The 26,946-nt window shown below is 40.7% G+C and carries 25 protein-coding genes; 12 read left to right on the top strand and 13 right to left on the bottom strand.

Annotated features, from left to right (window positions below; all coding sequences use genetic code 11):
• The first annotated feature begins 92 nt into the window (after positions 1 to 92).
• On the top strand, positions 93 to 1,544 hold the full coding sequence (locus OD757_RS00310; RefSeq protein ID WP_263030487.1) for a PLP-dependent aminotransferase family protein: 1,452 nt from the start codon (positions 93 to 95) through the stop codon (positions 1,542 to 1,544).
• Here OD757_RS00310 and OD757_RS00305 read toward each other — a convergent pair.
• Both OD757_RS00305 and OD757_RS00300 read right to left on the bottom strand, forming a co-directional pair.
• On the bottom strand, positions 1,541 to 3,028 hold the full coding sequence (locus tag OD757_RS00305) for a YifB family Mg chelatase-like AAA ATPase (protein ID WP_263030486.1): 1,488 nt from the start codon (positions 3,026 to 3,028) through the stop codon (positions 1,541 to 1,543). The genes OD757_RS00310 and OD757_RS00305 overlap by 4 nt on opposite strands.
• A 65-nt stretch (positions 3,029 to 3,093) precedes the next feature.
• Positions 3,094 to 3,321 (bottom strand): accessory factor UbiK family protein, encoded by a 228-nt coding sequence (locus OD757_RS00300; protein WP_009392348.1) that lies wholly within the window; start codon positions 3,319 to 3,321, stop codon positions 3,094 to 3,096.
• Between the two features lie 278 nt (positions 3,322 to 3,599).
• On the opposite strand from OD757_RS00300, the gene glnK reads away from it, so the two are divergent.
• The 6 genes from glnK (at position 3,600) to OD757_RS00270 (ending at position 9,101) form a co-directional block, all read left to right on the top strand.
• Complete coding sequence (gene glnK, locus OD757_RS00295) at positions 3,600 to 3,938, top strand: P-II family nitrogen regulator (protein WP_009392365.1); 339 nt, start codon at positions 3,600 to 3,602, stop codon at positions 3,936 to 3,938.
• A gap of 56 nt (positions 3,939 to 3,994) precedes the next feature.
• Positions 3,995 to 5,389, top strand: coding sequence for an ammonium transporter (locus OD757_RS00290; RefSeq protein WP_263030485.1), 1,395 nt, complete (start codon positions 3,995 to 3,997; stop codon positions 5,387 to 5,389).
• Positions 5,390 to 5,549: 160 nt separating this feature from the next.
• Entirely contained in the window at positions 5,550 to 6,008 is a 459-nt protein-coding gene (gene nrdR, locus OD757_RS00285) for a transcriptional regulator NrdR (RefSeq protein ID WP_003654416.1), read from the top strand.
• Between the two features lie 15 nt (positions 6,009 to 6,023).
• Positions 6,024 to 7,109, top strand: coding sequence for a bifunctional diaminohydroxyphosphoribosylaminopyrimidine deaminase/5-amino-6-(5-phosphoribosylamino)uracil reductase RibD (ribD, locus tag OD757_RS00280; protein WP_263030484.1), 1,086 nt, complete (start codon positions 6,024 to 6,026; stop codon positions 7,107 to 7,109).
• A complete protein-coding gene (locus tag OD757_RS00275) occupies positions 7,106 to 8,398 on the top strand; it encodes a DNA adenine methylase (RefSeq protein WP_009392290.1) in 1,293 nt (430 codons plus the stop codon). The genes ribD and OD757_RS00275 overlap by 4 nt, the downstream gene beginning before the upstream one ends.
• 43 nt (positions 8,399 to 8,441) lie before the next feature.
• Positions 8,442 to 9,101 (top strand): riboflavin synthase, encoded by a 660-nt coding sequence (locus tag OD757_RS00270; RefSeq protein ID WP_004710964.1) that lies wholly within the window; start codon positions 8,442 to 8,444, stop codon positions 9,099 to 9,101.
• Positions 9,102 to 9,162: 61 nt separating this feature from the next.
• Here the strand turns inward: OD757_RS00270 and OD757_RS00265 are convergent, their stop codons facing one another.
• The 4 genes from OD757_RS00265 to OD757_RS00250 form a co-directional block, all read right to left on the bottom strand.
• Positions 9,163 to 9,381, bottom strand: coding sequence for a hypothetical protein (locus OD757_RS00265; protein ID WP_263030483.1), 219 nt, complete (start codon positions 9,379 to 9,381; stop codon positions 9,163 to 9,165).
• A 131-nt stretch (positions 9,382 to 9,512) separates the two neighbouring features.
• Entirely contained in the window at positions 9,513 to 10,151 is a 639-nt protein-coding gene (locus tag OD757_RS00260) for a hypothetical protein (RefSeq protein WP_009392355.1), read from the bottom strand.
• A 37-nt stretch (positions 10,152 to 10,188) separates the two neighbouring features.
• Positions 10,189 to 10,596 carry a DNA polymerase III subunit chi gene (locus OD757_RS00255; protein WP_009392261.1) on the bottom strand — a complete coding sequence of 136 codons (408 nt, stop codon included), beginning with the start codon at positions 10,594 to 10,596 and terminating at the stop codon, positions 10,189 to 10,191.
• Positions 10,589 to 12,037, bottom strand: a complete 1,449-nt coding sequence (locus tag OD757_RS00250; RefSeq protein WP_034678733.1) for a leucyl aminopeptidase — start codon at positions 12,035 to 12,037, stop codon at positions 10,589 to 10,591. The genes OD757_RS00255 and OD757_RS00250 overlap by 8 nt, the downstream gene beginning before the upstream one ends.
• Positions 12,038 to 12,180: 143 nt before the next feature.
• On the opposite strand from OD757_RS00250, the gene lptF reads away from it, so the two are divergent.
• From lptF to OD757_RS00230, 4 genes are all read left to right on the top strand, one after another.
• Positions 12,181 to 13,281, top strand: a complete 1,101-nt coding sequence (gene lptF, locus OD757_RS00245) for an LPS export ABC transporter permease LptF (protein ID WP_009392370.1) — start codon at positions 12,181 to 12,183, stop codon at positions 13,279 to 13,281.
• Positions 13,281 to 14,351, top strand: coding sequence for an LPS export ABC transporter permease LptG (gene lptG / locus OD757_RS00240; protein WP_009392309.1), 1,071 nt, complete (start codon positions 13,281 to 13,283; stop codon positions 14,349 to 14,351). The genes lptF and lptG overlap by 1 nt, the downstream gene beginning before the upstream one ends.
• Before the next feature lie 126 nt (positions 14,352 to 14,477).
• Positions 14,478 to 16,025: a 2,3-bisphosphoglycerate-independent phosphoglycerate mutase gene (gpmI, locus tag OD757_RS00235; RefSeq protein ID WP_263030482.1), complete on the top strand. Its 1,548-nt coding sequence runs from the start codon at positions 14,478 to 14,480 to the stop codon at positions 16,023 to 16,025.
• Positions 16,026 to 16,040: 15 nt separating this feature from the next.
• Positions 16,041 to 17,225, top strand: coding sequence for a S41 family peptidase (locus OD757_RS00230; RefSeq protein WP_263030481.1), 1,185 nt, complete (start codon positions 16,041 to 16,043; stop codon positions 17,223 to 17,225).
• A gap of 3 nt (positions 17,226 to 17,228) precedes the next feature.
• Here OD757_RS00230 and OD757_RS00225 read toward each other — a convergent pair whose 3' ends face one another.
• From OD757_RS00225 to OD757_RS00215, 3 genes are read right to left on the bottom strand one after another with little or no spacing between them, the layout of a single operon-like run.
• Complete coding sequence (locus tag OD757_RS00225; protein ID WP_263030480.1) at positions 17,229 to 18,647, bottom strand: sigma-54-dependent transcriptional regulator; 1,419 nt, start codon at positions 18,645 to 18,647, stop codon at positions 17,229 to 17,231.
• 24 nt (positions 18,648 to 18,671) lie between these two features.
• A complete protein-coding gene (locus OD757_RS00220) occupies positions 18,672 to 20,240 on the bottom strand; it encodes a sensor histidine kinase (RefSeq protein WP_263030479.1) in 1,569 nt (522 codons plus the stop codon).
• Between the two features lie 10 nt (positions 20,241 to 20,250).
• Entirely contained in the window at positions 20,251 to 20,886 is a 636-nt protein-coding gene (locus OD757_RS00215) for a response regulator (protein ID WP_003654436.1), read from the bottom strand.
• Positions 20,887 to 21,098: 212 nt separating this feature from the next.
• Between OD757_RS00215 and pbpG the strand changes: the two genes are divergently transcribed.
• Positions 21,099 to 22,145: a D-alanyl-D-alanine endopeptidase PBP7/8 gene (pbpG, locus tag OD757_RS00210; protein WP_155757901.1), complete on the top strand. Its 1,047-nt coding sequence runs from the start codon at positions 21,099 to 21,101 to the stop codon at positions 22,143 to 22,145.
• A 108-nt stretch (positions 22,146 to 22,253) separates the two neighbouring features.
• Here pbpG and thrC read toward each other — a convergent pair whose 3' ends face one another.
• The 4 genes from thrC to xerD form a co-directional block, all read right to left on the bottom strand.
• Positions 22,254 to 23,393 carry a threonine synthase gene (gene thrC, locus OD757_RS00205; RefSeq protein WP_009392265.1) on the bottom strand — a complete coding sequence of 380 codons (1,140 nt, stop codon included), beginning with the start codon at positions 23,391 to 23,393 and terminating at the stop codon, positions 22,254 to 22,256.
• A 54-nt stretch (positions 23,394 to 23,447) separates the two neighbouring features.
• Positions 23,448 to 24,749: a homoserine dehydrogenase gene (locus OD757_RS00200; RefSeq protein WP_009392339.1), complete on the bottom strand. Its 1,302-nt coding sequence runs from the start codon at positions 24,747 to 24,749 to the stop codon at positions 23,448 to 23,450.
• Between the two features lie 243 nt (positions 24,750 to 24,992).
• Positions 24,993 to 25,805 carry a DsbC family protein gene (locus OD757_RS00195; protein ID WP_263030478.1) on the bottom strand — a complete coding sequence of 271 codons (813 nt, stop codon included), beginning with the start codon at positions 25,803 to 25,805 and terminating at the stop codon, positions 24,993 to 24,995.
• Between the two features lie 147 nt (positions 25,806 to 25,952).
• On the bottom strand, positions 25,953 to 26,873 hold the full coding sequence (xerD, locus tag OD757_RS00190) for a site-specific tyrosine recombinase XerD (protein ID WP_009392373.1): 921 nt from the start codon (positions 26,871 to 26,873) through the stop codon (positions 25,953 to 25,955).
• Between the last annotated feature and the right edge of the window lie 73 nt (positions 26,874 to 26,946).

Raw genomic sequence — 26,946 nt, 5'->3', positions numbered from 1 at the left:
ACCAAATTAAGTAGGTGAAGGCAGAATAGAAAACAACTGGATGAATCAATACATCCAGTTTTTATAAGTTATCTGGTCCAGATGGGGCAAATATGCTAAGACCTTGGCAAGTACATTTTCGTATCGATGAAAGAGAAGAAAAAACAGTTTTTTTAAAGCTTACCAACTTGATTAGTCAGGAAGTTTTAAGTGGCCGTTTGGCGCAAGGGACTATGCTGCCGGGCTCTCGTAGCTTATCAAAAGAATTAGGAATTAATCGGAAAACAGTACAAGCGGTCTATGAAGAATTAGAAGCACAAGGATGGCTTGTAACTCGCCCTCGAAAAGGCACATTTGTGGCAGATGTTTTGCCAGAAAAACAACTCAAAATAGACTCAGTATCTGAGCGAAAAGTTAATGAGAAGCCAATGATTCAAGAAGTTGCTTTATATCCACATAACGATGGTGTGCCAGATCCACGGCTTATTCCCTACGAACTATTTTCACGCGCCTATCGGCATGCACTGATTAAAATTACTCAAAACCAGTACATGGGATATGGTGACCCACGAGGTATGATTGAGTTAAGACAAGCCTTACAACAAATGTTGTCGATGGAGCGTTTTATGAACGTTGCCGAAGATGAGATTTGTATTGTACGTGGTAGCCAGATGGGAATTTTTCTTGCCTCTCGTGCATTACCTAATCGGCAGGGCGTTATTATTGTTGAAGAGCTTTACTACCCATCTGCTTTTAAAGCGTTCCAATCAAATGGTTTTCAGGTCGTTTCTGTCAAATTAGATGGACAAGGTATTGTCATTGAGGATTTAGAACGGATTTTACAAGAGCATTCTGTAGCTGCCATTTATACAACCCCACACCATCAATATCCTACAACAGTCACGATGACAATGAATCGCCGTCTCCAACTCTTAGAGCTTTCAAAAAAATGGGGCTTTTATATTATTGAAGATGACTATGACCATGAATTTCATTATGACAGTCGGCCTATGCCACCCTTAGCGAGTTTGCCTCATTCTGAGTTGGTTATTCATGTGGGTTCATTATCTAAAGTTTTTGCACCCGGTATTCGATTAGGCTATATGGTGGCATCTCCAACAATCATTCAATCGATTACTGAAGATATTTTACTGATTGATCGTCAAGGTAATAATATTACTGAACTTGCTTTAGCTGATTTAATGCAGCGGGGCGAAATCAAACGACATATCCGTAAAATGAAAAAAATATATCAGCTACGCCGTGATCATGTGTTAGCTGAGTTTAAAAGAATTTTTGCAGAGCGTGTTCATATACAACCACCCGCGGGTGGAATGGCTGTATGGGTGAAATTCCAGAAACCATTTACTCAAGATCAGCTTATAAAATTAAAAGAACTCAACATTGATACAGAGCAAAAGTTTAAACAAGGGGAGTCTTCTAGTCATTGTATTCGCTTGGGTTTTGCAGCTTTATCAGAGAAGGAAATCACTGCTTTAATTGAGACGTTAAACAGAGTTCTTAATAAAAGAACAGCGGACTCATCATCCGCTGTTTTACCTTAAGAATGATTGCCTCGATAAGAGAGCGCTTCTGTAAGATGAGGACTTTGGATCACCTTACTTTGAGCCAAATCGGCAATGGTTCGCGCTACTCGTAAAACACGATGATAAGCGCGAGCCGATAGATTTAAACGTTGTTGAGCCATTTCAATCATTCGTTGCGAAGTACTATCAAGCACAGCATATTGCTCAAGTTGCTTCGGTGAAAGCGCCTGATTTAAACAATTTTGTCTTTGCATTTGTTGTTCATAAGCAGAAATCACACGTTGTCGAACGCTGCTAGAATCTTCAGCAGGTGTTGGATCTTGCAGTTCCTGAGCTTTTAAAGGCGGTACATCAATATGCAAATCGATACGGTCAAGTAAAGGCCCCGATATACGGTTTTGATAGCGCTTAATACTTTCAGGTGAACACTGGCAACGACTATCTTGATTAAACGCATAACCACACGGGCAGGGGTTCATGGCCGCAATCAGTTGGAAATTAGCTGGATAGGTAATTTGTCGAGCTGCTCTTGAGATAATGATTTCTTTTGACTCAAGCGGCTGCCGTAAAACTTCTAGCACTTTTCTGTCAAACTCAGGAAGTTCATCTAAAAACAAAACCCCTAAATGCGACAATGTTATTTCGCCCGGTTTAGGGTGAGATCCGCCCCCAACGAGTGCAATCGCGGATGCTGTATGATGGGGCGCTCGAAATGGCCGCTGACCAAAAGTATGTGATGTATTTGAAATAGAATAAATACTCGCAACCTCAAGTGTTTCTTGATTAGAGAGAGGCGGTAAAATTGAAGGAAGCCTTGAGGCAAGTAGAGTCTTACCTGTTCCGGGTGGTCCTTTAAAAAGTAAGGAGTGGCCTCCAGCCGCAGCAATTTCGAGTGCACGCCGTGGGCGTAGCTGACCTTTTACATCTGCCAGATCAAATTTATAAGGCATTTGGTTTGAAGTGGTCGTAGGCTCAACCGAAGAGAGAGATTTTGTGCCCAGAAAATGTTCACAGACTTCTTTTAAATGGCTCACCGGATAACATTTAAAGTCAGGTAAATGGCTAATATCCTGACTATTATCAAGCGGTAAAAGCATTTTATGCTTAGCTTGTTGACAAGCCATTGCCAAAGTTAAAGTACCTGACACTGGCCTTACATGGCCATCAAGTGCTAACTCTCCAATAAATTCAAAATCTTCGGCGCAGTTTTCTGGGAGCTGACCAGAGGCAATTAGAATACCGACAGCAATGGGTAAATCTAAACGTGAACCATCTTTGGGCAAATCTGCTGGTGCAAGATTAATGGTCAGTCGTTTAGTCGGAAACTGAAATCCACTATTAATAATTGCTGAGCGAACGCGGTCTTTACTTTCTCTGACTGCCGCTTCTGCTAGGCCTACAATGGTCAGAGAAGGTAAGCCTTGACTCACATGTACCTCTACTTCAATGAGAGGTGCATGTAAACCCAAAAGTCCCCGTGTATAAATTTTAGAAAAAGACATCTTATTGTTCCATTATGGTGCTTCATTTTTAATCGTTGTAAAGTATAAGTGCGCTACGGTGGTGCTTATTTTTTATTCTTTAAAGTTTCTTCTAATAGACTCACTTGTTTTTGTAGCTCTTCTAAACGTTGGTTGGCCGATTGAAGTGCAGTTTTTTGGCGGTCAATCTCTTGTCTAGAAACAAGATCTAACTTTTCGACTGCTTCATTTAATAATGCACGTAAATTTTTTTCCAAATCTTTTTTAGGCTCATCAATTTGTTCCAAAATGGCCTGTAATAAAGTTTCTAGCATAAAATATCCAAAGTGTTGTATTACCTTATGGTTTATAGTTTACCACTGCTTGAACGTGGGATATAGGTTTCAATTCTTTTAGTATAAATAGAACATTAAATCAGCAGTTAACCATACTGAAAATTCATTTTATTTTTAATAGCTCATCTACATCTTGATCACTAAATAGGTTATAAAGAAACTTCATGCAAAAGATTCACTTCCCCCAACCTTTGAAATATTGGCATGAAAATTGAACATAAAACCTTACTGGTGAAAAGAAGCCGAAGGAAACAAACATGAAGCTTGTAACTGCAATTGTAAAACCGTTTAAATTGGATGATGTGCGTGAAGCGCTCTCTGACATTGGTGTACAAGGGATTACCGTAACTGAAGTTAAAGGTTTTGGTCGTCAAAAAGGACATACAGAACTCTACCGTGGCGCAGAGTATGTGGTTGATTTCTTACCTAAAGTAAAAATCGAAATTGCGATTAGTGATGAAATGGTCGACTCGGTAATTGAATCAATTACACGTGTGGCAAGCACTGGAAAAATCGGCGATGGTAAGATTTTTGTGACTAATCTGGAACAAGTAATCCGTATCCGTACGGGTGAGACTGGACCAGATGCTGTCTAATTGGCACAAAGCTTGCTGAGTACAAAATAACTCGCAAATGAGGTTGGGGGACACGAATGAAAAAAATACTTATGGCGCTGAGTCTATCAGGCGCTCTTTTGGGTGGTACTGCCGTTTGGGCAGAAGATGCTGTAACAACTCCTACATCGGAAGTTGCGGCTACATCAACATCTCAAGCTACTGCAACCACAGCAGAAGCACCAGTTGCTGAAACTCCGGCAGCTCCAGCACCAACACCAAAACTTGATACAGGCGATACATCGTGGATTTTAGTTTCAACAGCTTTGGTTCTATTAATGACCATTCCTGGTTTGGCACTATTCTACGGCGGTATGGTACGTAAAAAAAATGTCCTAAGTACGATGATGTTCAGCCTTTCCGCTGCAATTTTAGTCAGTTTGCTGTGGGTGATTGCTGGGTATTCAATCGCGTTCTCTGGCACAGGTGCATTTTTTGGTGATTTGTCTAAAGCAATGCTCAACGGAGTCGCGTTTGATGCATTGAGTGGGACAATTCCTGAAAGCCTCTTTGTTATTTTCCAAATGACCTTTGCCATTATTACAGTTGCAATTCTTAGCGGATCTATTGCAGACCGTATGAAGTATTCAGCTTTCATGATCTTTATTGCGGTTTGGGTGCTCGTTGTTTATGCACCAATTACTCACTGGGTTTGGGCAACAGATGGTTGGTTATTTAAAGCAGGCGCATTAGATTTTGCTGGTGGTACAGTTGTACACATCAACTCAGGTGTTGCAGGTCTAGTTGCTGCTTATATGCTTGGAAAACGTATTGGTTTGGGCCGTGAATCTATGGCTCCGCATAACCTGACTCTAACTGTTGTTGGTGCAAGTTTACTTTGGGTAGGTTGGTTCGGCTTTAACGGTGGTAGTGCATTAGGCGCGGGTGCTCGTGCAAGTATGGCAATTTTAGTGACTCAAGTTGCTGCTGCCGCTGCTGCATTCTCTTGGTTAGTTGTTGAACGCATGATTCGTGGTAAAGCTTCTGTATTAGGTGGTGCTTCTGGTGCGGTCGCTGGTTTGGTTGTGATTACGCCAGCAGCAGGTTTTGTTGGGGTAGGCGGTGCTTTAGTTATGGGTCTTATCGGTGGCGTAGTGTGCTTCTGGGGTATTACAGCACTTAAACGCTTACTTAAAGCCGATGATGCTTTGGATGCGTTTGGTTTGCATGCGGTAGGTGGTATTGTCGGTGCGATTTTAACTGGCGTATTCTACAGTGACGAAATTATTAAAGCAGCCAACGTTACCTTAGCACCAACATTTGCTGGTCAATTGTGGGTACAAGTTGAAGGCGTATTAGCTACTATGATTTACAGTGGTATCGCGACTTTTGTAATTCTTAAAGTGATTGATCTCGTGATTGGTATCCGTGTTAACGCCGATGATGAGCGCATGGGTCTAGATTTAAGCCAACATGGCGAACGCATAGAATAATTCGTATATATCTGCTGTCTTAAAAGAACAGTCTTGCGCAATGATCAAAGCGATACTTTGATCTTGCTCAGGACTGTTTTTTTGTCTCATAGAATGCTGGTTCTGTAAGCGTAGAAATTTTGCTACACTAGGTCAAAGTAATCGACCCTATAAATCCGCTATGCATTGTCCATTTTGCAACGCCGCAGATAGTAAAGTCATCGATTCACGTTTAGCCGCCGAAGGCTGTCAGATTCGTCGACGTCGTGAGTGTGTAAGTTGCGGTGAACGTTTTACCACTTTTGAAAGCTATGAAGTGGTGATGCCCCGTGTAATCAAATCGAATGGAAAAAATGAACCTTTCGATGAGGCCAAATTACGTCGTTCGTTAATGCACGCTTTGCAAAAACGTCCGGTCACCCAAGAACAGATCGAAACTGTTTTAAGTGATATCCAATTGCAGATTCGCCGTTTAGGTGAGCGCGACGTGAAGTCTAGAACAATTGGTGAAGTCGTCATGCAATCTTTATTTGCACTTGACCATGTCGCTTATGTTCGATTTGCTTCTGTCTATCAAGATTTTCAGGATGTTGAAGCTTTTCGCCGTCAAATTGAGCAAATGCAGCAACGTGAACAATAACTATTTGAGATTTTTATGTCTGAGTTGAAAAAAGATCAATATTGGATGCAGCAAGCTATTGAACTTGCCAAACGAGGTCTATATTCGACTAAGCCGAATCCAAATGTTGGTTGTGTCATTGTCAAAGATGATCAGTTAATAGGTGAGGGCTTTCATCCTAAAGCAGGTCAACCCCACGCAGAGGTTTTTGCCTTACGTCAGGCGGCTGAACAAGCACAAGATGCAACAGCCTATGTGACGCTTGAGCCATGTGCACATTATGGGCGAACTCCTCCTTGTGCCGAAGCACTGGTTAAAGCACAAGTTAAAAAAGTGGTTGTGGCATGTCCTGACCCAAACCCACTCGTTGCGGGCAAAGGTGTGCAGATTTTGAAAGATGCCGGAATTGAAGTAGAAGTTGGCATTTGTGAAGATTTAGCAGAAAAATTAAACCAAGGTTTTTTAAAGGCGATGTCTACGGGTATGCCTTATGTACGCTTAAAAGTAGCTTCAAGTCTAGATGGTCGTACGGCAATGGCATCTGGTGAATCGAAATGGATTACTGGTTCTGCTGCCCGTCAAGATGTCCAGCATTGGCGTGCTATTTCAGGAGCAGTGATTACAGGTATTGAAACCGTGATTGCAGATGATTGTCAGCTTAATGTGCGTTCACTCGGACATATTGATATTGAGACAGTTGCTCAGCCGAAACGAGTTGTTTTAGATCGTCAGGGGCGTTTGCCACTTAATGCTAAAATTTTAGAAAACCCTGAAACTGTGATGGTGATGGGGCCATATCGTCAAGAACTTGTCGATTTAGGCGTGATACAATTAGAAATTCAGCCTTTAAAAATGCTGTTACAGACCCTATCTAAGCAATATCAAATTTATGATGTATTGGTGGAAGCTGGTGCAACATTATCGACCGCCTTTTTACAAGAAGGTTTAGTCGATGAATTGATCAGTTATATTGCCCCGACATTATTGGGGAAAAGTGCAAGAGCCATGTTCAATGCAGAATTTGAATATATGGCACAACAACTTCGTTTTACACTTCTTGATGTGACACAACTTGATCAAGATATACGCTTAAGGTTAATCCCTACGCAAGAGAAAGTATGAATCCAGAGCCTTCGGTTTATCACAAACGTCGTCATGCGGCCCGTACGACAGACGAATATCTTTTCCATCAGCTTGTTCCTTATTTGGGTAATAAGCGCCGATTGCTCCATCTAATTTTAGAAGCCCTTGAAATTACAGGGACGCTGAATAGCAAGAAAAAGAATCCTCCGATTTTTGCCGATTTCTTTGCCGGCAGTGGTGTCGTGTCTCGCTTGGCGCGTCAAAATGGTTACCGTGTGATCGCCAATGACTGGGAACCTTATAGCCATGCTTTAAATCATGCGATTTTAGCTTGTACTGATGCGCCTGCTTTTAAAGAGCTGGGTGGATATCAGAAGGCAATCGATTATTTAAATCGTTTACCTGAGGTTAAAGGCTGGGTAACGCATAACCTTTGCCCACGCAATGATGATGTATACGATCCAACCCGTGACCGTTTGTTCTTTAAACGCCGTAATGGTATGCGTATTGATGCGATTCGTCAGCAGATTGCAACATGGCAGGCGCAAGGTGCTATTAATGATGTAGAGATGAGTGCTTTGCTCGCACCATTGCTCTATTCAGCAAGTTTTGTCAGTAACACCAGTGGTGTATTTAAAAGCTTTCACCAAGGCTGGGGTGGCCGTACACAAACTGCATTAGAACGAATTGAGTCATTACTTTGGTTAACACCAAGCCGTTTTTGCGAGATTGGTGATCGTAAGCGTCCTGCTGCTGAAATGTGGTGTGTAGATTCACAGCATCTCGCAAATCAAATGAGTGGTTTTGAAGTAGATGTTGCTTATCTCGATCCACCTTATAACCAACATGCATATAGTAGTAATTACCATGTTTTAAATGCATTAACTTTATGGGATCAGGTTGATTTACCTTCACCAGATACCAAAGGTTATAAGAGTGGTATTGATAGAGCATGGCGTAAAGAACGTCCAAGCCCTTATAACTCTTCTAAATATGCGAAAGATGCGTATGAAAAACTACTTTCAACCATCAATGCCCGCTATATTCTGACCAGTTATTCAACTGATGGTAATATCGAGCCGAAAGATTTGCTTATGGCCAATCTGGAGCGCGGTAAAGTGACCTTGTTAACCCAAGATGTTCCGCGCTATCGAGTAAGTAAACAGCGACAGTCTGAACGTGCACGCGTGCTTGAGTTTATTGTAATTACAGATACTCACGCCAAGTCAGGACCACCATTACGTCAGTTATTAGGCCAGCTTTACCACTTCGCCGAGCTAGGTGGTGTAGATACCTCAGGTAATAGTACACAGCTCGCACTTTGGTAAGCGCTGCAATTTAAGCAGTGTAAAAAGATTTGGAGATTGAGCCATGTTTACAGGCATTATTGAAAGTTTAGGAAAAGTTGAAAGCCTGCAAAGCGTAGGTGGTGATGTACGTTTGCGTATTCAGACTGATCTGGATATGTCAGATGTACATTTGGGTGACTCAATTGCAACCAATGGTATTTGTCTTACAGTCATTGAATGGGGCGATAATTGGTACGCAGCTGATGTTTCTCGTGAAAGTTTAAATCGCACGACTTTAGGTAACTGGAAAGTTGGTCAACGTGTGAATGTTGAAAAGGCAATGTTACCGACAACACGCTTTGGTGGACACATTGTGAGTGGCCATGTTGATGGTGTGGGTGAAATTACTGTAGTACGTGAAGATGCGCGCTCAATCTATTATGAAGTTACAGCACCTGTAGAACTTGCTAAATATTTAGCAGAAAAAGGCTCTGTGACTGTTGACGGAATTAGCTTAACGATTAACCACTTACGTGGAAATATTTTAAGCTTGAACTTAATTCCGCATACAGCAGAACGTACTAACATTGGAACGTGGCAAGTAGGCAGCAAGGTAAATCTTGAAGTGGATGTTTTAGCGCGTTATATCGAGCGTTTATTGCTAGGTGACAAAGCTGCTGAACAAAAAACAGAGTCGAATATTAGTATGGCTTTTTTAGCTGAGAATGGTTTTTTAAAATAAAAAGCTAAATCGTTAAAATAAAAAAACCGGACACTTGTTCCGGTTTTTTTATTTTGAAAACTTATTGCTTGGTTAGCGTAACCGAGTTTGTGCCGACCCATGGCTTGTTATGCTGAGTGCGGGTAATTGTAAAATCACCGTTTTCAGACTCACGTGTAAGTAAGATAGATAAAGAGTTAAAGTCGTTATGACTCATATAAAATTCTTGTGCTGAAAACGTCCACTGTTCACCCTGATCAAGCTGTTCAACTTGTTTTGAAATCTGATGCAGAATGTCCATCTCTTACCCTCATTAATTATCTTAAATAGCTACTTTTCATTCTTATAATCAATTGATCTACAAGAATTTTGTGTATGACTATTTTGTGACAATTAAATGTCATTTTGATGACAAGAGAAATATTTAAAGATTTACTTTTCTATCTTTTCATCAGAAAACTTAGAATTCTTTAAAATGTATTCAATTTCTTCTTGAGCTGCCGAATTTAGCTTCGCTCGGAAAGCCGTTACAGACTGTTCAATTAAGCTCTCAGCTTCAAGCTCTAAACGAATGCGTAAACTTTCAAGCTCAGATAAGATTTGATCATCAGTAATACTAAGTTTAACGCCAGCAGAGTAATTGACCGCTGGTGTTTCAGGATTTTTCTGATAACGCGCAGTTTGCTCTGCAACTTCCTGTTCTAAATGAGTACGTAAAATTTGTAATGTTTCAGTCTGTTCATTAAATTTACGAATTTCGTCTGCTTGCAACTCCGCAGCATAGGCCGCTTCTGATGCACGTTTGTCCGCAAGCGCTTTTTCTAAAGCAAGTTGACGACGAATACGTGCTTGCTCGATAAGTTCTGCTTTAAGATCTGCGTAGGCTTGTTCAATTTTTTGCTGTGATTCTATTTGCGCTTTTTCATCATTTAAAACCCAAAGCTGAATAGGCGTTTGAGGCTCTAGTAAGTCACAAATACGTGCCAGATCCTGTTGATAGGTATGACGGACAGCTTCAGGCGCATTTAACCATCTTTTTTTAAAATCTTGCCCGACATTTAATGCCACCATGGTTCTCCTTAATCAACAGTATTTACATTTTAGCGCGTTATAATTTAAAGGTTCGCGGTTCTATACCCAAACGGCGATACATTTTAAATTTTTCTCGACCAATTTGCTTGGCTGTTTCATTATTTTCAACAATTTCTATAATGTGGCTAAAATGATCAACTTGTTCAAGTGCATGATTGTTAAAATTAAATACTAACAAGCCTTGTTCAAGCGGTTGTTTAGCCGAAATACATACAGCAGCATCAGTCTGGTCAACGCCATGTGCAATGAAACTGACTGGGTCAAAATCCCATAATCTTTCATCAAGAATCTGTTGTAACTGCACATCTGGGCAATACCACCAGATTTTAGGATGCTTCTGTAATATTTTTCGACATAAACGGCAAGCACTATCGACTTGCCGTTCTTCACTGGTTTCAAACAGATAAAAACTAACTTTAGCCATTCGTATTTACACGATTTGCTAAAAATTGCATGAGGAGTGGTACTGGACGACCAGTTGCGCCTTTAGCTGGACCAGATAACCATGCTGTTCCTGCTACATCTAAATGAGCCCAACGATATTCACGTGTAAAGCGCTCAAGGAAACATGCTGCCGTAATCGCGCCACCATATGGTCCACCGATGTTTGCAATATCCGCAAATGGTGAATCAAGTAACTCTTGATAATCATCAATCACCGGCATACGCCATACACGGTCAAATGATTGCTCACCCGCTTGTTGGAGCTCGGCTGCCAAAGCATCATCGGGTGAGAACAACCCACTGAGTACTTTGCCTAAAGCGACTACACACGCACCTGTTAAGGTCGCAATATCAACCACTACAGCTGGATTAAAACGCTTGATATAGGTCAATGTGTCACACAGTACCAAACGGCCTTCAGCATCTGTATTTAAAATTTCAACAGTTTGCCCGCTCATGGTAGTCACAATGTCACCTGGACGAGTTGCTTTACCAGAAGGCATATTTTCTGCTGCTGCAATTGCACCAACCACATGAATAGGAAGGCGTGCTTCGCATAGTGCACGAATGGTGCCCAGTACAGAGGCTGCACCGCACATATCGAATTTCATTTCATCCATGCCAAGGCCTGGTTTTAAAGAAATGCCGCCTGTATCAAAAGTTACGCCCTTACCAACAAGAACAACTGGAGCTTGCTCAAGCTGTGCTTGATATTCGAGAGTAACAATACGACCCGGACGCTCAGACCCTTTACTGACTGCAAGAAAAGCATACATGCCTAAATCAGCCATTTGTTGTTCATTTAAAACAGTGACTTTAAGTAAGTCTGGGAATTCAGCGGCTAAAGCTAGTGCCTGTTCTGCCAAATATTCTGGGAAACAAATATTCCCTGGACGGTTGCCAAGATCGCGTGCATAAGACTGACCGGATTGTACAGCATGTACTAAAGCCAGTTGTTGTTCATCTAGACTCGTAGTTGAACTAATTAAATCAACCTGTTGTAACACAAATTCATTTTTTTTCGATTTAAACTCATCATAACCATAAGCTGCTTGAGTTAAGCTTAAAGCGAATAAATAATGGTATTCGACAGGTAACGCAGCAATATCAATTGCGATATGCTTAAATTTATTTTGTGTCGATTTGATAATCGTTTGAGCAAGTTTAGCGAGCTTAACTGCCTGAAGTTCGGCTGTTTTTCCTAAGCCAAGTAATTGGCTGTGAGGCTGATTTGAAATCTGACCAAATAGTGGCAGAGTTTCATTGAAGTTGCCTTTAAACTGGGTAGCGCTAAGAATGCTTTCTAGGTTATTGATTTGATATGTGTTGATGTTGCTTTGTAGCTGTTCTGAATCAACTAACACCCACAAAGATTCATTAGATGTCTGTTCGGGAAAAGTTGTATAAGTTGTAAATTTCATGGCTGCCGTGATTGCCTATAGAAAGTTATGATGAATTAAAACATTGAAACACTTTCAAGCATAGCGTTGCAATGTGCGGTTTTATATTTTTAACATTCGGGTAAACTAGCATTCGTCCCGATTAGCCTTTTGGAAGTATTACTTTGATTATTCGGCGTTATCTCGTCAAGCAAGTTGTCTCTACCTCATTGGTGGTCATTTCCTTATTGACCTTAATCATGATGGGTGGTCGTCTGATCAAATACTTTGGTGTGGCGGCGCAGGGGCGTTTAGATGCCAGTATCTTGTTTAGCATCATTGGATACCGTTTACCTGAATTTCTAACACTCATTTTACCACTGGGCTTTTTTATTGGTTTAATGTTGGTGTTTGGTCGCTTATATGTTGACCATGAAATGGCAGTACTCAACGGCAGTGGTGTGAGTCGTCATCAATTAGCACGCTTACTCATTCCAATGACACTTGTTTATATGGTTTGTCAGTCTGTGCTTATGCTTTGGATGACGCCGTGGGGGTTGCGTGAGTTTGAAAAATTAACCACCACTCAAGCGGTTCGAACCGGTTTCGATTTGGTTCGCCCAAGAGAATTTATTTCTTCTGGACCCTATACGATTTATGCAGGTTCGCTATCTGAAGATCGAAAAAATCTAAAAGATATTTTCTTTTATCAACGCGCTGCTAAAGAAGATAAACCAGATGTCATGATCTTGGCGAAAGAAGCGACTCGTGTAGAAGTTGCAAATGACACAGCTAATGTGGTTGATCTGGTGCAAGGCCGCCGTTATGAAATATTCCCGGGACAACCAAAATATACACAAGCAGAATTTCAGTCTTATCGTCTGCGTTTAGAAAATGATAAGGATGTTAAATTTGAAAGTGGTGATGTAGAAGCATTATCAACGACGAAACTGTTCTCAAAAACAAATGATCCAGTGGTTAGAAGTGAGTTGGGATGGCGTTTATTTGGACCATTCACTATTATTATTGCTTTAATGCTTTCTGTAGCATTGTCTGAAGTGAGCCCAAGACAAGGTCGTTATTACCGTCTTATTCCGGCGATTTTTATTTTTTCCAGTCTGATCGTATTAATGATTGCAATCAAGACTCGTATTAGTAAAGAAGAACTCGATATTTGGGCTTATCCTGCCGTGTTAGTGGTTTATGGCGTTGCAGCCGCCTTATTTTCACGTAAACAGAAGTTGGCACCAAAAATCAAGAAACAGATCAAGCGAGTGAAATTATAATGTTAGCACGTCGAATAGTCGCCAAATATGTGACGAAAACCACTGCGCTTGCGATGTTTGGCACCACAGTTGTTTTGTCGATTTTACAGGTCTTATTTACATATCTTGGCGAGTTGGGTGAGCTCAAACCAGACTATAACGCATGGCAGGCTCTTATCTATGTGTTATGGGGAGCGCCTCGTTATCTATATGAAATTTTACCTATTTCTGCCTTGATTGGTGCGGTCATTGGTTTAGGGTCACTCGCGACCAGTAGTGAACTTATTGTCATGCGCTCTGTTGGCATTAGTTTATGGCGTATCGTCGGTTGGGTGATGCGTTCAGCTTTACTGCTTATTATTTTGTCTTTTGCTTTAAGTGAATGGGTTATTCCATATACCAATGAAAAAGCACAAAGTATCAAAAGTCACCGCTCTGTTGCTGCTTTAGGTGAAGTGAAAGGCTATTGGTCACGTGAAGGGCAGCGATTTATCTATATTGACTATGCTAACTCTCAGGGCAATTTAAAAGACATTCAAGTGGTCGATTTTGACCAGAACTATTACTTGCAATCATTAATCAATGCTCAACAAGGGCAGTTCGTAAAAGATGGTCAATGGGCTTTGAAGAAAGCAGAACAAATGGATATTTTGGCGGCAGGAAATGCCATCGAAACCAACCATGACGAACAATCGCTTTCTTTAGCATTACAGCCTAAATATGTGCACATGGTGACGTTAGATCCTGAAGATTTATCGCCAAGCCAGCTGATTAGTTTCATGCGTTATATGGATGAATATAGTCAGGTTCCAAAGACCTATCAATTGGCTTTCTGGCAAAAAATTGCCTCGCCATTTTCGTTGATCGCTCTGGTTCTCGTGGCGTGTTCATTTATTTTTGGGCCATTACGCCAACAGTCGATGGGTTTCCGATTGGTAATCGCATTATTTATTGGTTTGAGTTTCTATTATTTGCAGGATTTCTTGGGCTATGCCAGCTTGGTTTATTCTCCTTCTCCAGCATGGTTTGTGCTTGTACCTATCTTGTTAATGTTTGGTGCCGGAAGTTATTTGCTTTACCGCGCTCGCTAGTAATAATTGATATGTATGGTTTTCATCAATCGCGGATATTGGTGAAAGCCATAGGAAAAAATAGAGTCTTGACCGAAAATTCGGTAAGATATTGTGACGAAATTGTAGACAAAAGAGAAATAGATTATGACGGATGCAACTGCTGGCAAGATCCCTCACGTTCTGGTCATTATGGATGGTGTTGGACACCGTGAAGCGATTGAAGATAATGCTTTTCTTGCAGCAAAAACACCAAATTTGGCAGCAATGAAAGCCAAGCATCCAAATAGTCTAATTTCTGGTTCAGGTGAAGATGTAGGTTTACCTGATGGACAAATGGGTAACTCTGAAGTTGGCCATATGAACCTTGGTGCTGGGCGTGTGTTGTATCAAGACTTTACCCGTATTACCAAAGATATCCGCACTGGCGACTTTTTTAAACATGAAGTGTTGATTGACGCTGTTGAAAAGGCCAAAGCTGCTGGTGGTGCTGTCCATATTATGGGATTACTCTCAGAAGGTGGCGTCCATTCACATGAAGACCATATTGTGGCGATGTGTGAGCTTGCATTAAAACGTGGTGCAAAAGTTTATTTACATGCTTTCCTTGATGGCCGTGATACGCCTCCACGTAGCGCTCAGCCGTCTTTAGAAAAATTAGATGCATTATTTGCTCAATATCCTGGTCAAGGCCGTATCGCGACTATGATTGGCCGCTACTTTGCAATGGATCGCGACAACCGTTGGGATCGTGTTGAGCAAGCTTATCGCTTGTTAACTGAAGGCGAGGCACTTCGTACTGCGCAAACAGCAGTGGAAGGATTAGAGTTAGCTTATGCAGCTAATGAAAATGATGAGTTTGTAAAAGCGACTCGTATTGGTGATATTGCTAAAGTACAAGACGGCGATAGCGTTGTATTTATGAATTTCCGCGCTGACCGAGCTCGTGAAATTACTCGCGCATTTGTAGAAAAAGACTTTACAGGTTTTGAGCGTAAAGTTGTACCGAACCTTTCTAAATTTGTCATGCTTACTCGTTATCAAGCGAGCATTGATGCGCCAGTTGCTTACATGCCAGAAGCATTAAAGAATTCATTGGGTGAGTATTTATCTTCTCTTGGCAAGACTCAGTTACGTATTGCCGAAACTGAAAAATATGCTCATGTAACCTTCTTCTTTAGTGGCGGACGTGAAGATGAATATCCGGGTGAGAAGCGTATTTTAATTCCATCTCCAAACGTTGCGACATACGATCTTAAGCCTGAAATGAGTGCTTATGAAGTAACTGATGAATTGGTTAAAGCCATTAATTCTGGTGAATACGATTTATTAGTTGTGAACTATGCCAATGGTGATATGGTAGGTCATACAGGTATTTTTGATGCTGCTGTTAAAGCAGTTGAAGCGGTTGATACTTGTTTAGGTCGTGTCTATGAAGCAGTTATGGCAAAGAAAGGCCATATGTTGATTACTGCTGACCATGGTAACGTTGAACAAATGCAAGACTACGAAAGCGGTCAAGTTCACACTCAACATACAACGGAACTAGTACCGTTTATCTATGTTGGTCCAACACAAGCAACAATTGCAGAAGGTGGTGTGCTTGCCGATGTAGCACCGACAATTCTCAATTTAATGCAGATTCCTGTTCCTGCTGAAATGCAAGGGCGTAACCTGATTACATTATCTGCATAAGCCAAAGGTGATTGGATGCTGCAACACATTAAATATAAAAAACTTATTGTAAGTATGTTGCTGTGTTGCAGCCAATTTGCTTTTGCAGCGCCAGTTGTAAAAGAGAAATTATCACCTTTGCATTCTGATTCGGAAGAACCGGAACATAGTTATGCAGAGGTGCCGATCGAGTCGATTCAACAGTTTGTGCAAATCTATGGAATCGTTCGAGATAACTATGTCGACGTGAAGTCTGACGATGCCTTATTTCAACAAGCCATTAAAGGTTTAGTGAGTGGGTTAGATCGTTATTCGCGTTACTTGTCGGCAGAAGAATATCGTCAACTCATCCAATATACCGAAGGTGACCTTGCGTCAGTTGATTTTGCATTAAGCCCAGAAGTCCATGTTCATAAATGGATGATTCGTGATCTTAAAACTGGCTCAGACTCATACAAGTTAGGTTTGAGAAATGGTCAGACGATTCTCAAGATTGATAATCAAGACTTAAAAAATTTAAACCAAGATCAAGTGCTCGGGCTGCTTTATGGTTCTATCGGAAGTACGCTTCAGGTACAAGCAGAAGAGTTAAATGGAAACATTAACTTAGTTCGTAATAAAAAAATAGAAACCGATATAGAACCTGTAATGCTACATAATCAGGTGCTCGTATTAAAAATTAGAGTATTCCAGCAAGACACCGCAAATGAAATTAAACGATTAATTGAAGAAAATAGTTCACCACGTTTAAAAGCCGTTTTAATTGATTTGCGAAATAATCCGGGTGGATTGTTATCGGCAGCAGTCGAGTCAGCAGATTTATTTTTAAATAATGGGATTATTGTCTCAACTAAAAGCCGTTCGGAAGGTAACCAGCAATTTCAGGCTTTGCCTGGCAATGAATTTCAGAATATAAAATTAGGTATATTAATTAATCATCGTTCTGCATCGGCAGCCGAAGTTTTTACTGCGGCCATGAAAGAACACCAGCGTGCGTGGGTCATGGGTGAAAAAAGTTATGGAAAAGGCGTAGTGCAAAAACTATTTCCTTTGCCAAGTGGTGCGGCACTACAAATGACAGTCTCACACTATTACACGCCAAATGGCAATATGATTGAAGGGCAAGGTATTCAACCTAATCAAGCCTATCCTTTGCCCCCAGAAATGAAAGAAGACGTATATTTAGATCGCGTTGCAGATTTATTTCTAAAGAGAAAGTAGTTTTTATACTTCCTCTCCCAATTCGGTATCTAAGCCAAACTTTTTTAGTCGATAGCGTAAAGAACGGAAGGTCATTCCTAGCTTTTTAGCTGCTAAGGTCCTATTCCAATGTGTCATGTCCAACGCGTTCAGCAGAATATCTTTTTCAATATTTTCTAAGTAGCGTTCTAATCCTTCTATGGGTAATTTTGGTCGAGCATGAGCAATTGTAGTTGATGTGTCATTCACTGGTTTAGTGGTGATTTGAGGATTAATACTACTGCCTCTGAGAGGAGGTGCTAAGTGTGTTAAATCAATGCATTCATCATCACTTAAGGTAATCGCTCGTTCAATCATATTTCTTAATTCACGAACATTACCCGGAAAGTCTTGCTGCAATAAGTAAGTTTCAGCGCTAGCCGTTAATTGTTTGCTGGGAATTCCCCATTCCGTACAAACCTTTTGAATAAAATGATTGGCTAAGAGCAAAATATCTCCACCACGTTCACGCAGTGGCGGTAACATGATATCCATAACATGGATACGGAAAAATAAATCCTGCCGGAATTTACCTTGTCGAACTAATAAATCTAAATCTTGGTGGCTGGCGCTAATCACCCGAAAATCAACATCGATTTCCTGGTCTGAACCTACTGGACGAATTTTTTTCTCTTGCACTGCCCGAAGCAATTTAACCTGCATACTTAACGGCAATTCGGCAATTTCATCTAAAAATAAACTGCCGCCATGAGCAGATAAAATAAGACCTTGTTTGTCTTGGGTGGCTCCAGTAAAGCTCCCTTTTTTATGTCCGAAAAGTTCACTTTCCATGAGCTCGGTTGGAATCGCTCCACAGTTAATCGCAATAAATGGCCCTTCACTACGGTTACTTAAGCGGTGAACAAGATGAGCAACAACTTCTTTACCTGTACCAGATTCGCCTGTAACAAACACAGGAGCTTGGGAGCGGGCTATTTTTTTAATAGCAATACGTAAGTTTTGTATGGGTGGAGAACGCCCGATTAATAGATCATCCTCTAATGTGGTTTCACCGAACTCATGCTCTGGTTTTGGCTGGTTAAGCGCTTTTTTTAACAGCTGATCTAAATGAATTTGGTTAACCGGTTTACTTACAAAGTCAAAAGCTCCCGCTTTTAACGCTGCAATTGCAATATCCATATTGCCGTATGCAGTTAAAACTGCAATAGGGGTGTGAGAATAAGTTTGAGAAACATGTTTAACTAATTCTAAACCGCTACCATCGGGCAGGTTTAAATCGGTTAAACATGCATCGTAATGAAACTGAGTGAAGAGTTGTTTGGCCTGTTCAACCCGATAAGCAAGATGTGTTTTAATCCCCATTCGTGCAAGAGTCATTTGCATTAAAAGGCACAAATCTTCTTCATCGTCTACAAGCAAAACCAGTGGTTGCTGTTCTGCCATTTCCCCAAAAACCTAATAAAAAAATCAATATATTATTGAGCATTCCATTCGGAAACATGCCCCTTGTTTTTGCTCTACATAAGTGAGCTTTGCATGGTTTGCCTCACAAAAACTATGAGACAAATATAATCCTAAACCAGTTCCATTAATTTCGGTACTAAAAAATGGTTTAAATAATTGAGATATATCACGTTTTGCAACACCTTCACCGTAATCGATCACATCAATATAGATTTTATTTGTGTGTGAATGAATGTTGATCAAAATATGGGGTGAATCGGGTGCATTGTGTCGTAAAGCATTCCTGACCAAGTTAATCAGCACCTGTCTGAGTTGTTTCTCGTCAAATAATAATTTTAAGGATGAATCAGAAATTTTAAGCTGGATAGAATGTTTAACATCTAATAGATCTTCGTCTAATAGTGTCTTTGTGAAGTCGTTTAATTCAATTTGGATCGGGTGAGTTCTTTCGCTGTTGGCAAGTCCTAATGTATCTTGAACAATACTATCGATACGTTTTGTTTGCTTACCAATCATATGGCGTAAAGTATTTTGCTGATTTAAATCACTATCTTTAAGTAATTCATTTGCCTGAACAATGGCTGCTAGAGGGTTACGAATTTCATGGGCAATACTGGCCGATAGTTGCCCTAAGGCAGCAAGTTTGAGTTGTTGAGCTTGCTGATTAATTTGCTGTGCATCTTGTAGGATAAGTAGCGTCAATGCTTGTTGCGGAACTAAAAGATGTTGCACTTTAATATTAATAGAGTAGGCCGAAAGCCGAGACTCAAAAATAAATCGATCACCTTCTTTTAAGTTATCAAACTTAAGAATTTCAAATAAATCGGGGTGCCATTTCGCTAAAGGATATTTTTCACTGGCAAATTGTGGAGGAATGCCTAACAGAGAGCAGGCAGCGGGATTACTTAAAACAATGTCGTAGTTTTCATCTAGAACCAAGTAGCCTTCTTCAATCTGTTCCAAAATATAGCGGTTAATATTTTGTAGTTGATAGAGTTCTATGGATTGGTGGAAAGTCAGTGCTTCAAGTAGTTTAAAGCGCTGTACCGCAATTTGCCCGATGCCATGTACCACAAAAAATAAGAAGGCTAATAAGGCACTATTACCAATCGTATTTAGATTGTTGTAGTCAAATAAACTACCGACAAAACGTTGGTAAATAACGGCAATGACAGCAAGTAATGTAATGAGCAAAGACATTCTTGCGCTGAGTAAAATTGCCGAGGTAAATATTGCAATAACATACAGCAAGCTGAGTTGTAGATTTGGTTCGCCTACAGAAAATGTAAGTAAACTCAGGCAGATAACATCAACTACAAAAAATAAAATAAGCTGCTTTGTTGTCTGGGTTGCAACAAACTTAAAACACAAAAGCTGAAGAAGGCTTAATATGGAATAGCTAAGCAGAGTGTAAGAATATAAAGCGGGTTGTTGTAGACTATTGTCGATTTGAGCATCGGTTAAAACCAAAATAATATTGAGGCTAACCGCAATAATAAGACGATATAAACCATACCACGTGCCCAAACGAAAAATCGTATGGGACAACGATGAGTTTAAGGGAAATTGCATATAAGTTTGATTATGGCTTGATCAGACCATAACGGATCGCAAGATGGGTGAGTTTAACGTCGCTGTCGATAGCGAGTTTTTCAAAAATACGGTAGCGGTAAGTATTGACCGTTTTAACACTTACAAAAAGTTTGTCCGCAATTTCCTGAGCACTAATACAATTTACAACCATCATTGCAACTTGCATTTCTCGTTCAGATAGGGCGTCAAAAGGTGATTGTTGTGTGTCCGATAGATAGGAACTCGCCAACTGCTCAGCAATATCGGCACTGAAGTATTTGCCGCCTTGCATAACTTTGTTGATTGCGCGAACCATTTCTGTAATTGGAGCACCTTTAGTAATGTAGCCTTTAGCTCCTGCTTTGAGCAAAAGTGAAGGGTAAGGTTCTTCTGATAAACCACTTACAGCAATAACTTTTGTGTCTGGTGCAGTTTGTAGTAAACGTCGTGTTGTTTCTACGCCCCCGATGCCTGGCATGTTGACATCAAGTAGCACAACTTGAGGATGTTTCTGACGAACAATAGCAATTGCTTCTTCACCCGACTCGGCTTGTCCAATGACCTCTACATCGGCATGATCTTCTAGCATACGGCAAATGCCTGTACGTACAAGTTCATGGTCATCCACAACTAAAACTGTAATCAAGAAGACCTCCTTTCTTTCAAAAAACAAGTTTTTTGTTACATAAAGCAAAATTAGCTTGCAATGGAATGACAAAATTAGCAATCCTATTCTTATATAGTGAGCGAATAGTTGTGCACAATTGTGTCGGTAAAAGCGTTATACCTTATACCTCAAATGTAAGGCATAATTATAGTAAGCGCAAATGTGTATCACCCTGAGTCGAGTATTGTGCCGTGAAAAATTCTAAAAAGTCTTTAATACATGTGCTAAGCATGTCTATTTTGCTTAGTTTGAGTTCAACAAGCTTTGCAGAACTCGTCAATAACCCGTCCTCAGGGAATAGTGGTACTGCAAGCTTAAATTGGACTGCAGCTGATGCTAGCCAATTTTTGAATGAGGAAGATGATGAACCAACTCCACAAGGTTCAACATCTGTAACCACAACATTGCGTGGTGGTAACGCACCGAAAGTTATCGCATCTGCTCCTAAACTTGCGCCAATTCGTGATACGACTGGTTACAATGCTCAGCCGAGTGTAAGTGCTCGAGCTGCGTTAGTGATGGATGCGCAAACTGGTGAGGTGCTGTTTAGTAAAAATACGAACGCTTCTGTACCAATTGCATCTATTACCAAGTTAATGACAGCAGTGGTAACGGCAGATGCTCGTTTAAACATGTCAGAAGAAATTACGCTTGAGCAAATTGATTTTGCGGGAGCAAACGGTAAAAACTCAAGTTCAACACTCCGTGTTGGTGACAAGATGAACCGTGCAGAAGTATTATTGTTTGCTTTAATGAAGTCGGAAAATCCGGCAGCAGCGGCTTTAGCACGTACATATCCGGGCGGTCGTCCTGCATTTGTAGCAGCAATGAACTCTAAAGCACGTGCTTTAGGTATGAACGCAACTCATTATTACGAGTCAACAGGGTTAGATCCACGTAATGTATCTTCTGCGCGTGACTTAGGGATTTTGGCGAGTACAGCATCTCAATATGGTTTAATTCGTCAATTCTCAACAACACCGACTTATGATTTTAACTTGGGTTATCGCGTGTTGAAATCCAACAACACCAATGCTCTAGTGCGTAATGGTGGTTGGAACATTAACTTGTCTAAAACAGGTTATATCAATGAAGCAGGTCGTTGTGTTGTGATGCATACAACAGTAAATTCGCGTCCAGCAGTGATTGTATTGCTTGGTGAGCCAAGTACGCAGGCGCGTAATAATGATGCGACTAACCTATTGGGTTGGTTAAGTAATTTACCAAAACGTATTTAATCTAAATATTCTAAAAACGCTTCTATCAAGAAGCGTTTTTTTCTGCCTATTAAAAAGGTCATAAAAAAACGGCTATATTGAACAGCCGTTTTTATGAAAACTCAGATTTTACATATTAGATAAAATCGAATCTTTTACTTGGTTCATTGTTGCATCAATTGACAACATGACTGCATCAGCACATTGTTTGATTGCAGTATCTGGATCTTTTAAGCCATTACCAGTTACTGTACATACAATGACAGAACCTTCAGCAATTTTACCTGCTTTAATGTCACGAATCGCACCACCAATAGAAGCAGCAGATGCTGGCTCAACAAATACGCCTTCATACATAGAAAGTAAGCGTTGAGCTTCTAAAATTTCGCTGTCTTGAAGTTCATCGAACCAGCCCTTAGAGTCGCGTACGACTGCTTTTGCATGGTTCCAGCTTTGTGGATTACCAATACGGATTGCAGTTGCAACTGTTTCTGGGTTTTCAACTGGAGCACCACGTAAGAATGGAGCTGCGCCAGAAGCCTGATAACCTACCATTGTTGGTAAACCTTCAGGTTTTGGACCAGTGAATTGATCAGTAGCTGCATCATAAATCACTTGTTCAAACTGATCAGCAGGTTGGTTTGCTACCGCTTCGGTATAACCCATCCAGTGAGCAGTGATGTTACCTGCGTTACCAACAGGTAAGCAGTGATAATCAGGTGCACGGCCTAAAGCTTCAACGATTTCATAAGCAATAGTTTTTTGACCTTGCAAACGGTAAGGGTTGATTGAGTTTACAATCGTAACTGGCGCTTGATCAGCGACTTCTTTTACAAGACGCATACCATCATCGAAGTTGCCACGGATTTGCATAGTGATCGCACCATACATCATCGCTTGCGCCATTTTACCCATTGCAATTTTGCCTTCTGGAATCAAAACAAATGCTTTGATACCTGCACGTGCAGCATAAGCAGCAGCAGCAGCAGAAGTGTTACCAGTAGATGCACAGATAATCGCTTTAGAGCCTTCTTCAACCGCTTTGGTTACAGCCATGGTCATACCACGGTCTTTAAATGAACCAGTTGGGTTTAAACCCTCATATTTCACATAAATTTCAACATCTTTGCCAATAATACGTGGAATATTCTCAAGTTTAATGAGTGGGGTGTTGCCTTCACCCAAAGAGATAGCACGAGTAGTTGCCGAAACTGGCAAACGGTCACGATAACGATCTACAAGACCAGTATAACGATTGGCATTAGACATGATGGTGTTCCAATTAGAGGTGAAGCGGGAGAGGGAATCTTTCCCTCAACCTGATTAACTATCGAGCGATTCTAAACGAATTCTTACGATTTCGCCACGAATTGCAGGTAATGCTTGGATTTGTGCAAGAGCATCATCCATTTTAGATTCAACGATTGGATCGGTCAGAATCACGATTGGAATGAGATCTTTTAAACGAGATTGTTGCATGATCGCATCAATACTAATTCCAGCGCGGCTTAAGATGGTAGTGACATCTGCAAGTACGCCAGTTTGATCTTCAGCATTTAAGCGGATGTAATAACCTGTGGTCATTTCTTCACGGCTTAAAATTGGCACATTTGTTAATGCTTCAAAAGCCAACTGAGGAATTGTTCCTGCGCCATCTTCGGTATAAGAGATGTCACGAACAATATCAATTACATCGGCAACAACAGCAGAAGCAGTTGGACCAGCACCAGCACCAGCACCATAATAAAGTGTAGGACCTACGGCGTTCGCTTGAACTAAAACAGCATTTTTAACGCCATTTACATTCGCAATAAGCTGTTCATCTGGAATGAGGGTTGGGTGAACACGTAGTTCAATACCCTTTTCAGCGCGGCGCGCAATTCCTAGGTGTTTAATGCGGAAACCGAGCTCTTCGGCATATTTCACATCTTGTGCGGTAATTTTGCTAATACCTTCGGTATAGACCTTATCAAATTGAAGAGGAATACCAAACGCACAAGACGCTAAAATTGTAAGTTTGTGCGCAGCATCGATACCTTCAACGTCAAAAGTTGGATCTGCTTCTGCATAACCAAGCTCTTGAGCTTCTTTTAATACATCATCAAATGCACGGCCTTTCTCACGCATTTCGGTCAGAATAAAGTTGCCTGTACCATTAATAATGCCTGCTAACCATTCGATATGGTTTGCAGCAAGACCTTCGCGGATGACTTTAATAATTGGAATGCCGCCAGCAACTGCTGCTTCATAGGCAATTTGTACAGCATTATCTTCAGCTGCTTTAAATAGTTCGTTGCCATGTTCAGCGAGTAAAGCTTTATTTGCAGTCACGACTTGTTTGCCGTGTTTGATCGCTTCCATGATAACTTCGTAAGCAGGGTGTATGCCACCCATCACTTCAACAACCATATCAACGTCTGGTTGACGAACGATATCAAGTAAATCTGCGCTTTGTTTAATCCCTTCTAGCTCGAGATCTGGACGAGGGCGACGTGTTCCAACGTGGGTAATTTGAATTTCTCGACCGGTGCGACGTTTAATTTCAGCGGCATTTTCTTGTAGTAGTTTAAGGGCTCCTCCACCTACGGTTCCTAGACCGAGTATTGCCAGGCGAACTGGTTTCACGTCACACTCCATTCATCATTTAATCATTTAGTTGAAGCTAGATCATAGCTAAAAAAAACGCCAGACTCTAGCGCTTTTAGTGCCTGTTCAATGAATTAGAGTGCGATGTTTAGAAAAGAAGAGTAGATCAGTCTTTAAACACAGGTAGGTAAAGCATTATTGATTGAAAAAACAAAGCGCTGCAATCAGAGCAGCGCTTTTTGTAAGACATTGATGATTAATCATTCATCAACTTTAAGTGGATTATTTATCCAGACGTTTAATTAATTCATCTGGTGTTAGATATCCACCCAAGTACTCACCATCAACACTATAAATAGCAGGTGTACCATTTACACCCATGTTTAAGCCAAGTTGATATTGCGCTCGAACCGGGTTTTTACACTGAGCAGGAGGGATGTTGATGCCTTGTACTGCTTGATTAAAGGCAGCTTTACGATCTGCGCTACACCATACAGCTTCCATGGTCGGCATAAATTGTTCACCGCGTGGCCAAGCGATATAGCGTACCTCAATACCCTTTTCATTAATTACGGGTATGTGCTCATGTAGTTTATGGCAATAAGGACAACTTGCATCGGTAAATACATAGATGACGTGTTTCGCCTTACCTTTTGCAGGGTAAACAATGAGATCTTCATTTTTTAAAGCAGCAAGATGCTTTTTATTTTCTGATGCTTGAAGATTATCTCCAATATTATGAAGTTCTTTATCACCTAATCGGATTACATCACCTTGAATAAGGTATTTACCATCGCTGGTTGTATAAATTGACGTCATCCCTTCAAGATTTACCCAATATAGATTAGGAACCTCAGTTGGCTTAATATCTAAAATTTTGGCGTTGATATTTGCACTCTTAAATTGTTTTTGCAAAGTTTCAATTAAACGCTGTTTAGCATTGCGTTCAATAATGGTTGAAGCTTCCCCTGTAGCAGGTGCGGTCGCAGTGAGCGCATCTTCTTTTTGTGGTTTGTTTTCTTTAGAACAAGCACTGAATAACAGGCTAGAAGCCAACGCACAGGCAAGAAAAAGTTGAGATCGGGTAAAAGACATAGATAACCCTTATTTCATCAGTATTTATAGTCAGAAGCTGCTAAGCATAACAAAAAATCTAGTGTGTATTGTTAAAACTTTCTTAACCTTTGTGAACGAAATCAAATGATTGTTAGGCTTATTTTCAAATCATAAGATTTAAATTTTTTAACCTCTAGGATGATGTTTTTCATGCAATTGTTGCATTCTTACTTGTGCCACATGTGTGTAAATTTGAGTTGTAGATAAATCGCTATGACCCAGTAACATTTGTACTACACGCAAGTCCGCGCCGTGATTGAGCAGGTGCGTCGCAAAGGCATGACGTAACGTGTGAGGTGAAAGTTCAGCTTGAATATTGGCTTGTAGTGCATAGCGTTTAATGGCATACCAAAAGTTCTGACGACTCATAATCCCACCATGTTGGGTTAAAAAAAGATAGTCAGTCGAACTTTTATAAAGTTGAGGCCGAGCATTACTCAAATAGCGTTCTACCCACTCACAAGCAAATTGTCCTAATGGGACCAAACGCTCTTTATTGCCTTTACCTGTAACACGTAAATAGCCTTGTTTTAAATTAATGAGTTCGAGCCGTAAGTTAAGCAGTTCTGAAACACGTAAGCCGCATGCATACAGCACTTCGAACATTGCTCTGTCACGTAAACCAAGTGCTGTATTGATATCTGGTGCTTGAATCAGCGCTTCGACATCTTCTTCGGATAGATCTTTGGGTAATGCTCGTCCAATTTTAGGAGAGTGGTGGGTTGCTACAGGATTATCGCTTCGTAATTTCTGTTCACGTAAAAATTTGTAAAACTGACGTAGAGCAGATAAGCAGCGGGCAATCGAACGCGGGCTTTTTCCGACTTTGGTCAACTCAATCAGTACATCCGCAATATCATCACTTGTCCACTCTGGAAGGGCTGTTTTTTTATGAAGTTCGCCGCATTGAATGAGGTCGGATAAATAAGCATTTCGTGTATGTGGACTTACTGTCTGGGCAACGAGATAGTCGCGAAAACCTTGTAAAAAGCTTAGATGTTCAGGAATTTGAACAGGGCTTGGAATACGCGGTTTCTTATTTAACATACACTAGATCCTCTAAACCTCTGTACTGTAAAAGAAACTTTAAGGTTTGTCGATTAAACTGAATAAGAAGTGA

Source organism: Acinetobacter sp. AYS6 (genome assembly GCF_025630795.1).
GTDB lineage: Bacteria > Pseudomonadota > Gammaproteobacteria > Pseudomonadales > Moraxellaceae > Acinetobacter.
Note: the sequence above shows the minus strand (reverse complement) of the source record. Positions and strands in the feature narration are given on the sequence as shown.

Excerpts from the sequence above, each read along its gene's own strand:
- OD757_RS00310 (WP_263030487.1), top strand. The coding sequence starts at position 93 with ATGCTAAGACCTTGGCAAGTACATTTTCGTATCGATGAAAGAGAAGAA.
- OD757_RS00305 (WP_263030486.1), bottom strand. The coding sequence starts at position 3,028 with ATGTCTTTTTCTAAAATTTATACACGGGGACTTTTGGGTTTACATGCA.
- OD757_RS00300 (WP_009392348.1), bottom strand. The coding sequence starts at position 3,321 with ATGCTAGAAACTTTATTACAGGCCATTTTGGAACAAATTGATGAGCCT.
- glnK (WP_009392365.1), top strand. The coding sequence starts at position 3,600 with ATGAAGCTTGTAACTGCAATTGTAAAACCGTTTAAATTGGATGATGTG.
- OD757_RS00290 (WP_263030485.1), top strand. The coding sequence starts at position 3,995 with ATGAAAAAAATACTTATGGCGCTGAGTCTATCAGGCGCTCTTTTGGGT.
- nrdR (WP_003654416.1), top strand. The coding sequence starts at position 5,550 with ATGCATTGTCCATTTTGCAACGCCGCAGATAGTAAAGTCATCGATTCA.
- ribD (WP_263030484.1), top strand. The coding sequence starts at position 6,024 with ATGTCTGAGTTGAAAAAAGATCAATATTGGATGCAGCAAGCTATTGAA.
- OD757_RS00275 (WP_009392290.1), top strand. The coding sequence starts at position 7,106 with ATGAATCCAGAGCCTTCGGTTTATCACAAACGTCGTCATGCGGCCCGT.
- OD757_RS00270 (WP_004710964.1), top strand. The coding sequence starts at position 8,442 with ATGTTTACAGGCATTATTGAAAGTTTAGGAAAAGTTGAAAGCCTGCAA.
- OD757_RS00265 (WP_263030483.1), bottom strand. The coding sequence starts at position 9,381 with ATGGACATTCTGCATCAGATTTCAAAACAAGTTGAACAGCTTGATCAG.
- OD757_RS00260 (WP_009392355.1), bottom strand. The coding sequence starts at position 10,151 with ATGGTGGCATTAAATGTCGGGCAAGATTTTAAAAAAAGATGGTTAAAT.
- OD757_RS00255 (WP_009392261.1), bottom strand. The coding sequence starts at position 10,596 with ATGGCTAAAGTTAGTTTTTATCTGTTTGAAACCAGTGAAGAACGGCAA.
- OD757_RS00250 (WP_034678733.1), bottom strand. The coding sequence starts at position 12,037 with ATGAAATTTACAACTTATACAACTTTTCCCGAACAGACATCTAATGAA.
- lptG (WP_009392309.1), top strand. The coding sequence starts at position 13,281 with ATGTTAGCACGTCGAATAGTCGCCAAATATGTGACGAAAACCACTGCG.
- gpmI (WP_263030482.1), top strand. The coding sequence starts at position 14,478 with ATGACGGATGCAACTGCTGGCAAGATCCCTCACGTTCTGGTCATTATG.
- OD757_RS00230 (WP_263030481.1), top strand. The coding sequence starts at position 16,041 with ATGCTGCAACACATTAAATATAAAAAACTTATTGTAAGTATGTTGCTG.
- OD757_RS00225 (WP_263030480.1), bottom strand. The coding sequence starts at position 18,647 with ATGGCAGAACAGCAACCACTGGTTTTGCTTGTAGACGATGAAGAAGAT.
- OD757_RS00220 (WP_263030479.1), bottom strand. The coding sequence starts at position 20,240 with ATGCAATTTCCCTTAAACTCATCGTTGTCCCATACGATTTTTCGTTTG.
- thrC (WP_009392265.1), bottom strand. The coding sequence starts at position 23,393 with ATGTCTAATGCCAATCGTTATACTGGTCTTGTAGATCGTTATCGTGAC.
- OD757_RS00195 (WP_263030478.1), bottom strand. The coding sequence starts at position 25,805 with ATGTCTTTTACCCGATCTCAACTTTTTCTTGCCTGTGCGTTGGCTTCT.
- xerD (WP_009392373.1), bottom strand. The coding sequence starts at position 26,873 with ATGTTAAATAAGAAACCGCGTATTCCAAGCCCTGTTCAAATTCCTGAA.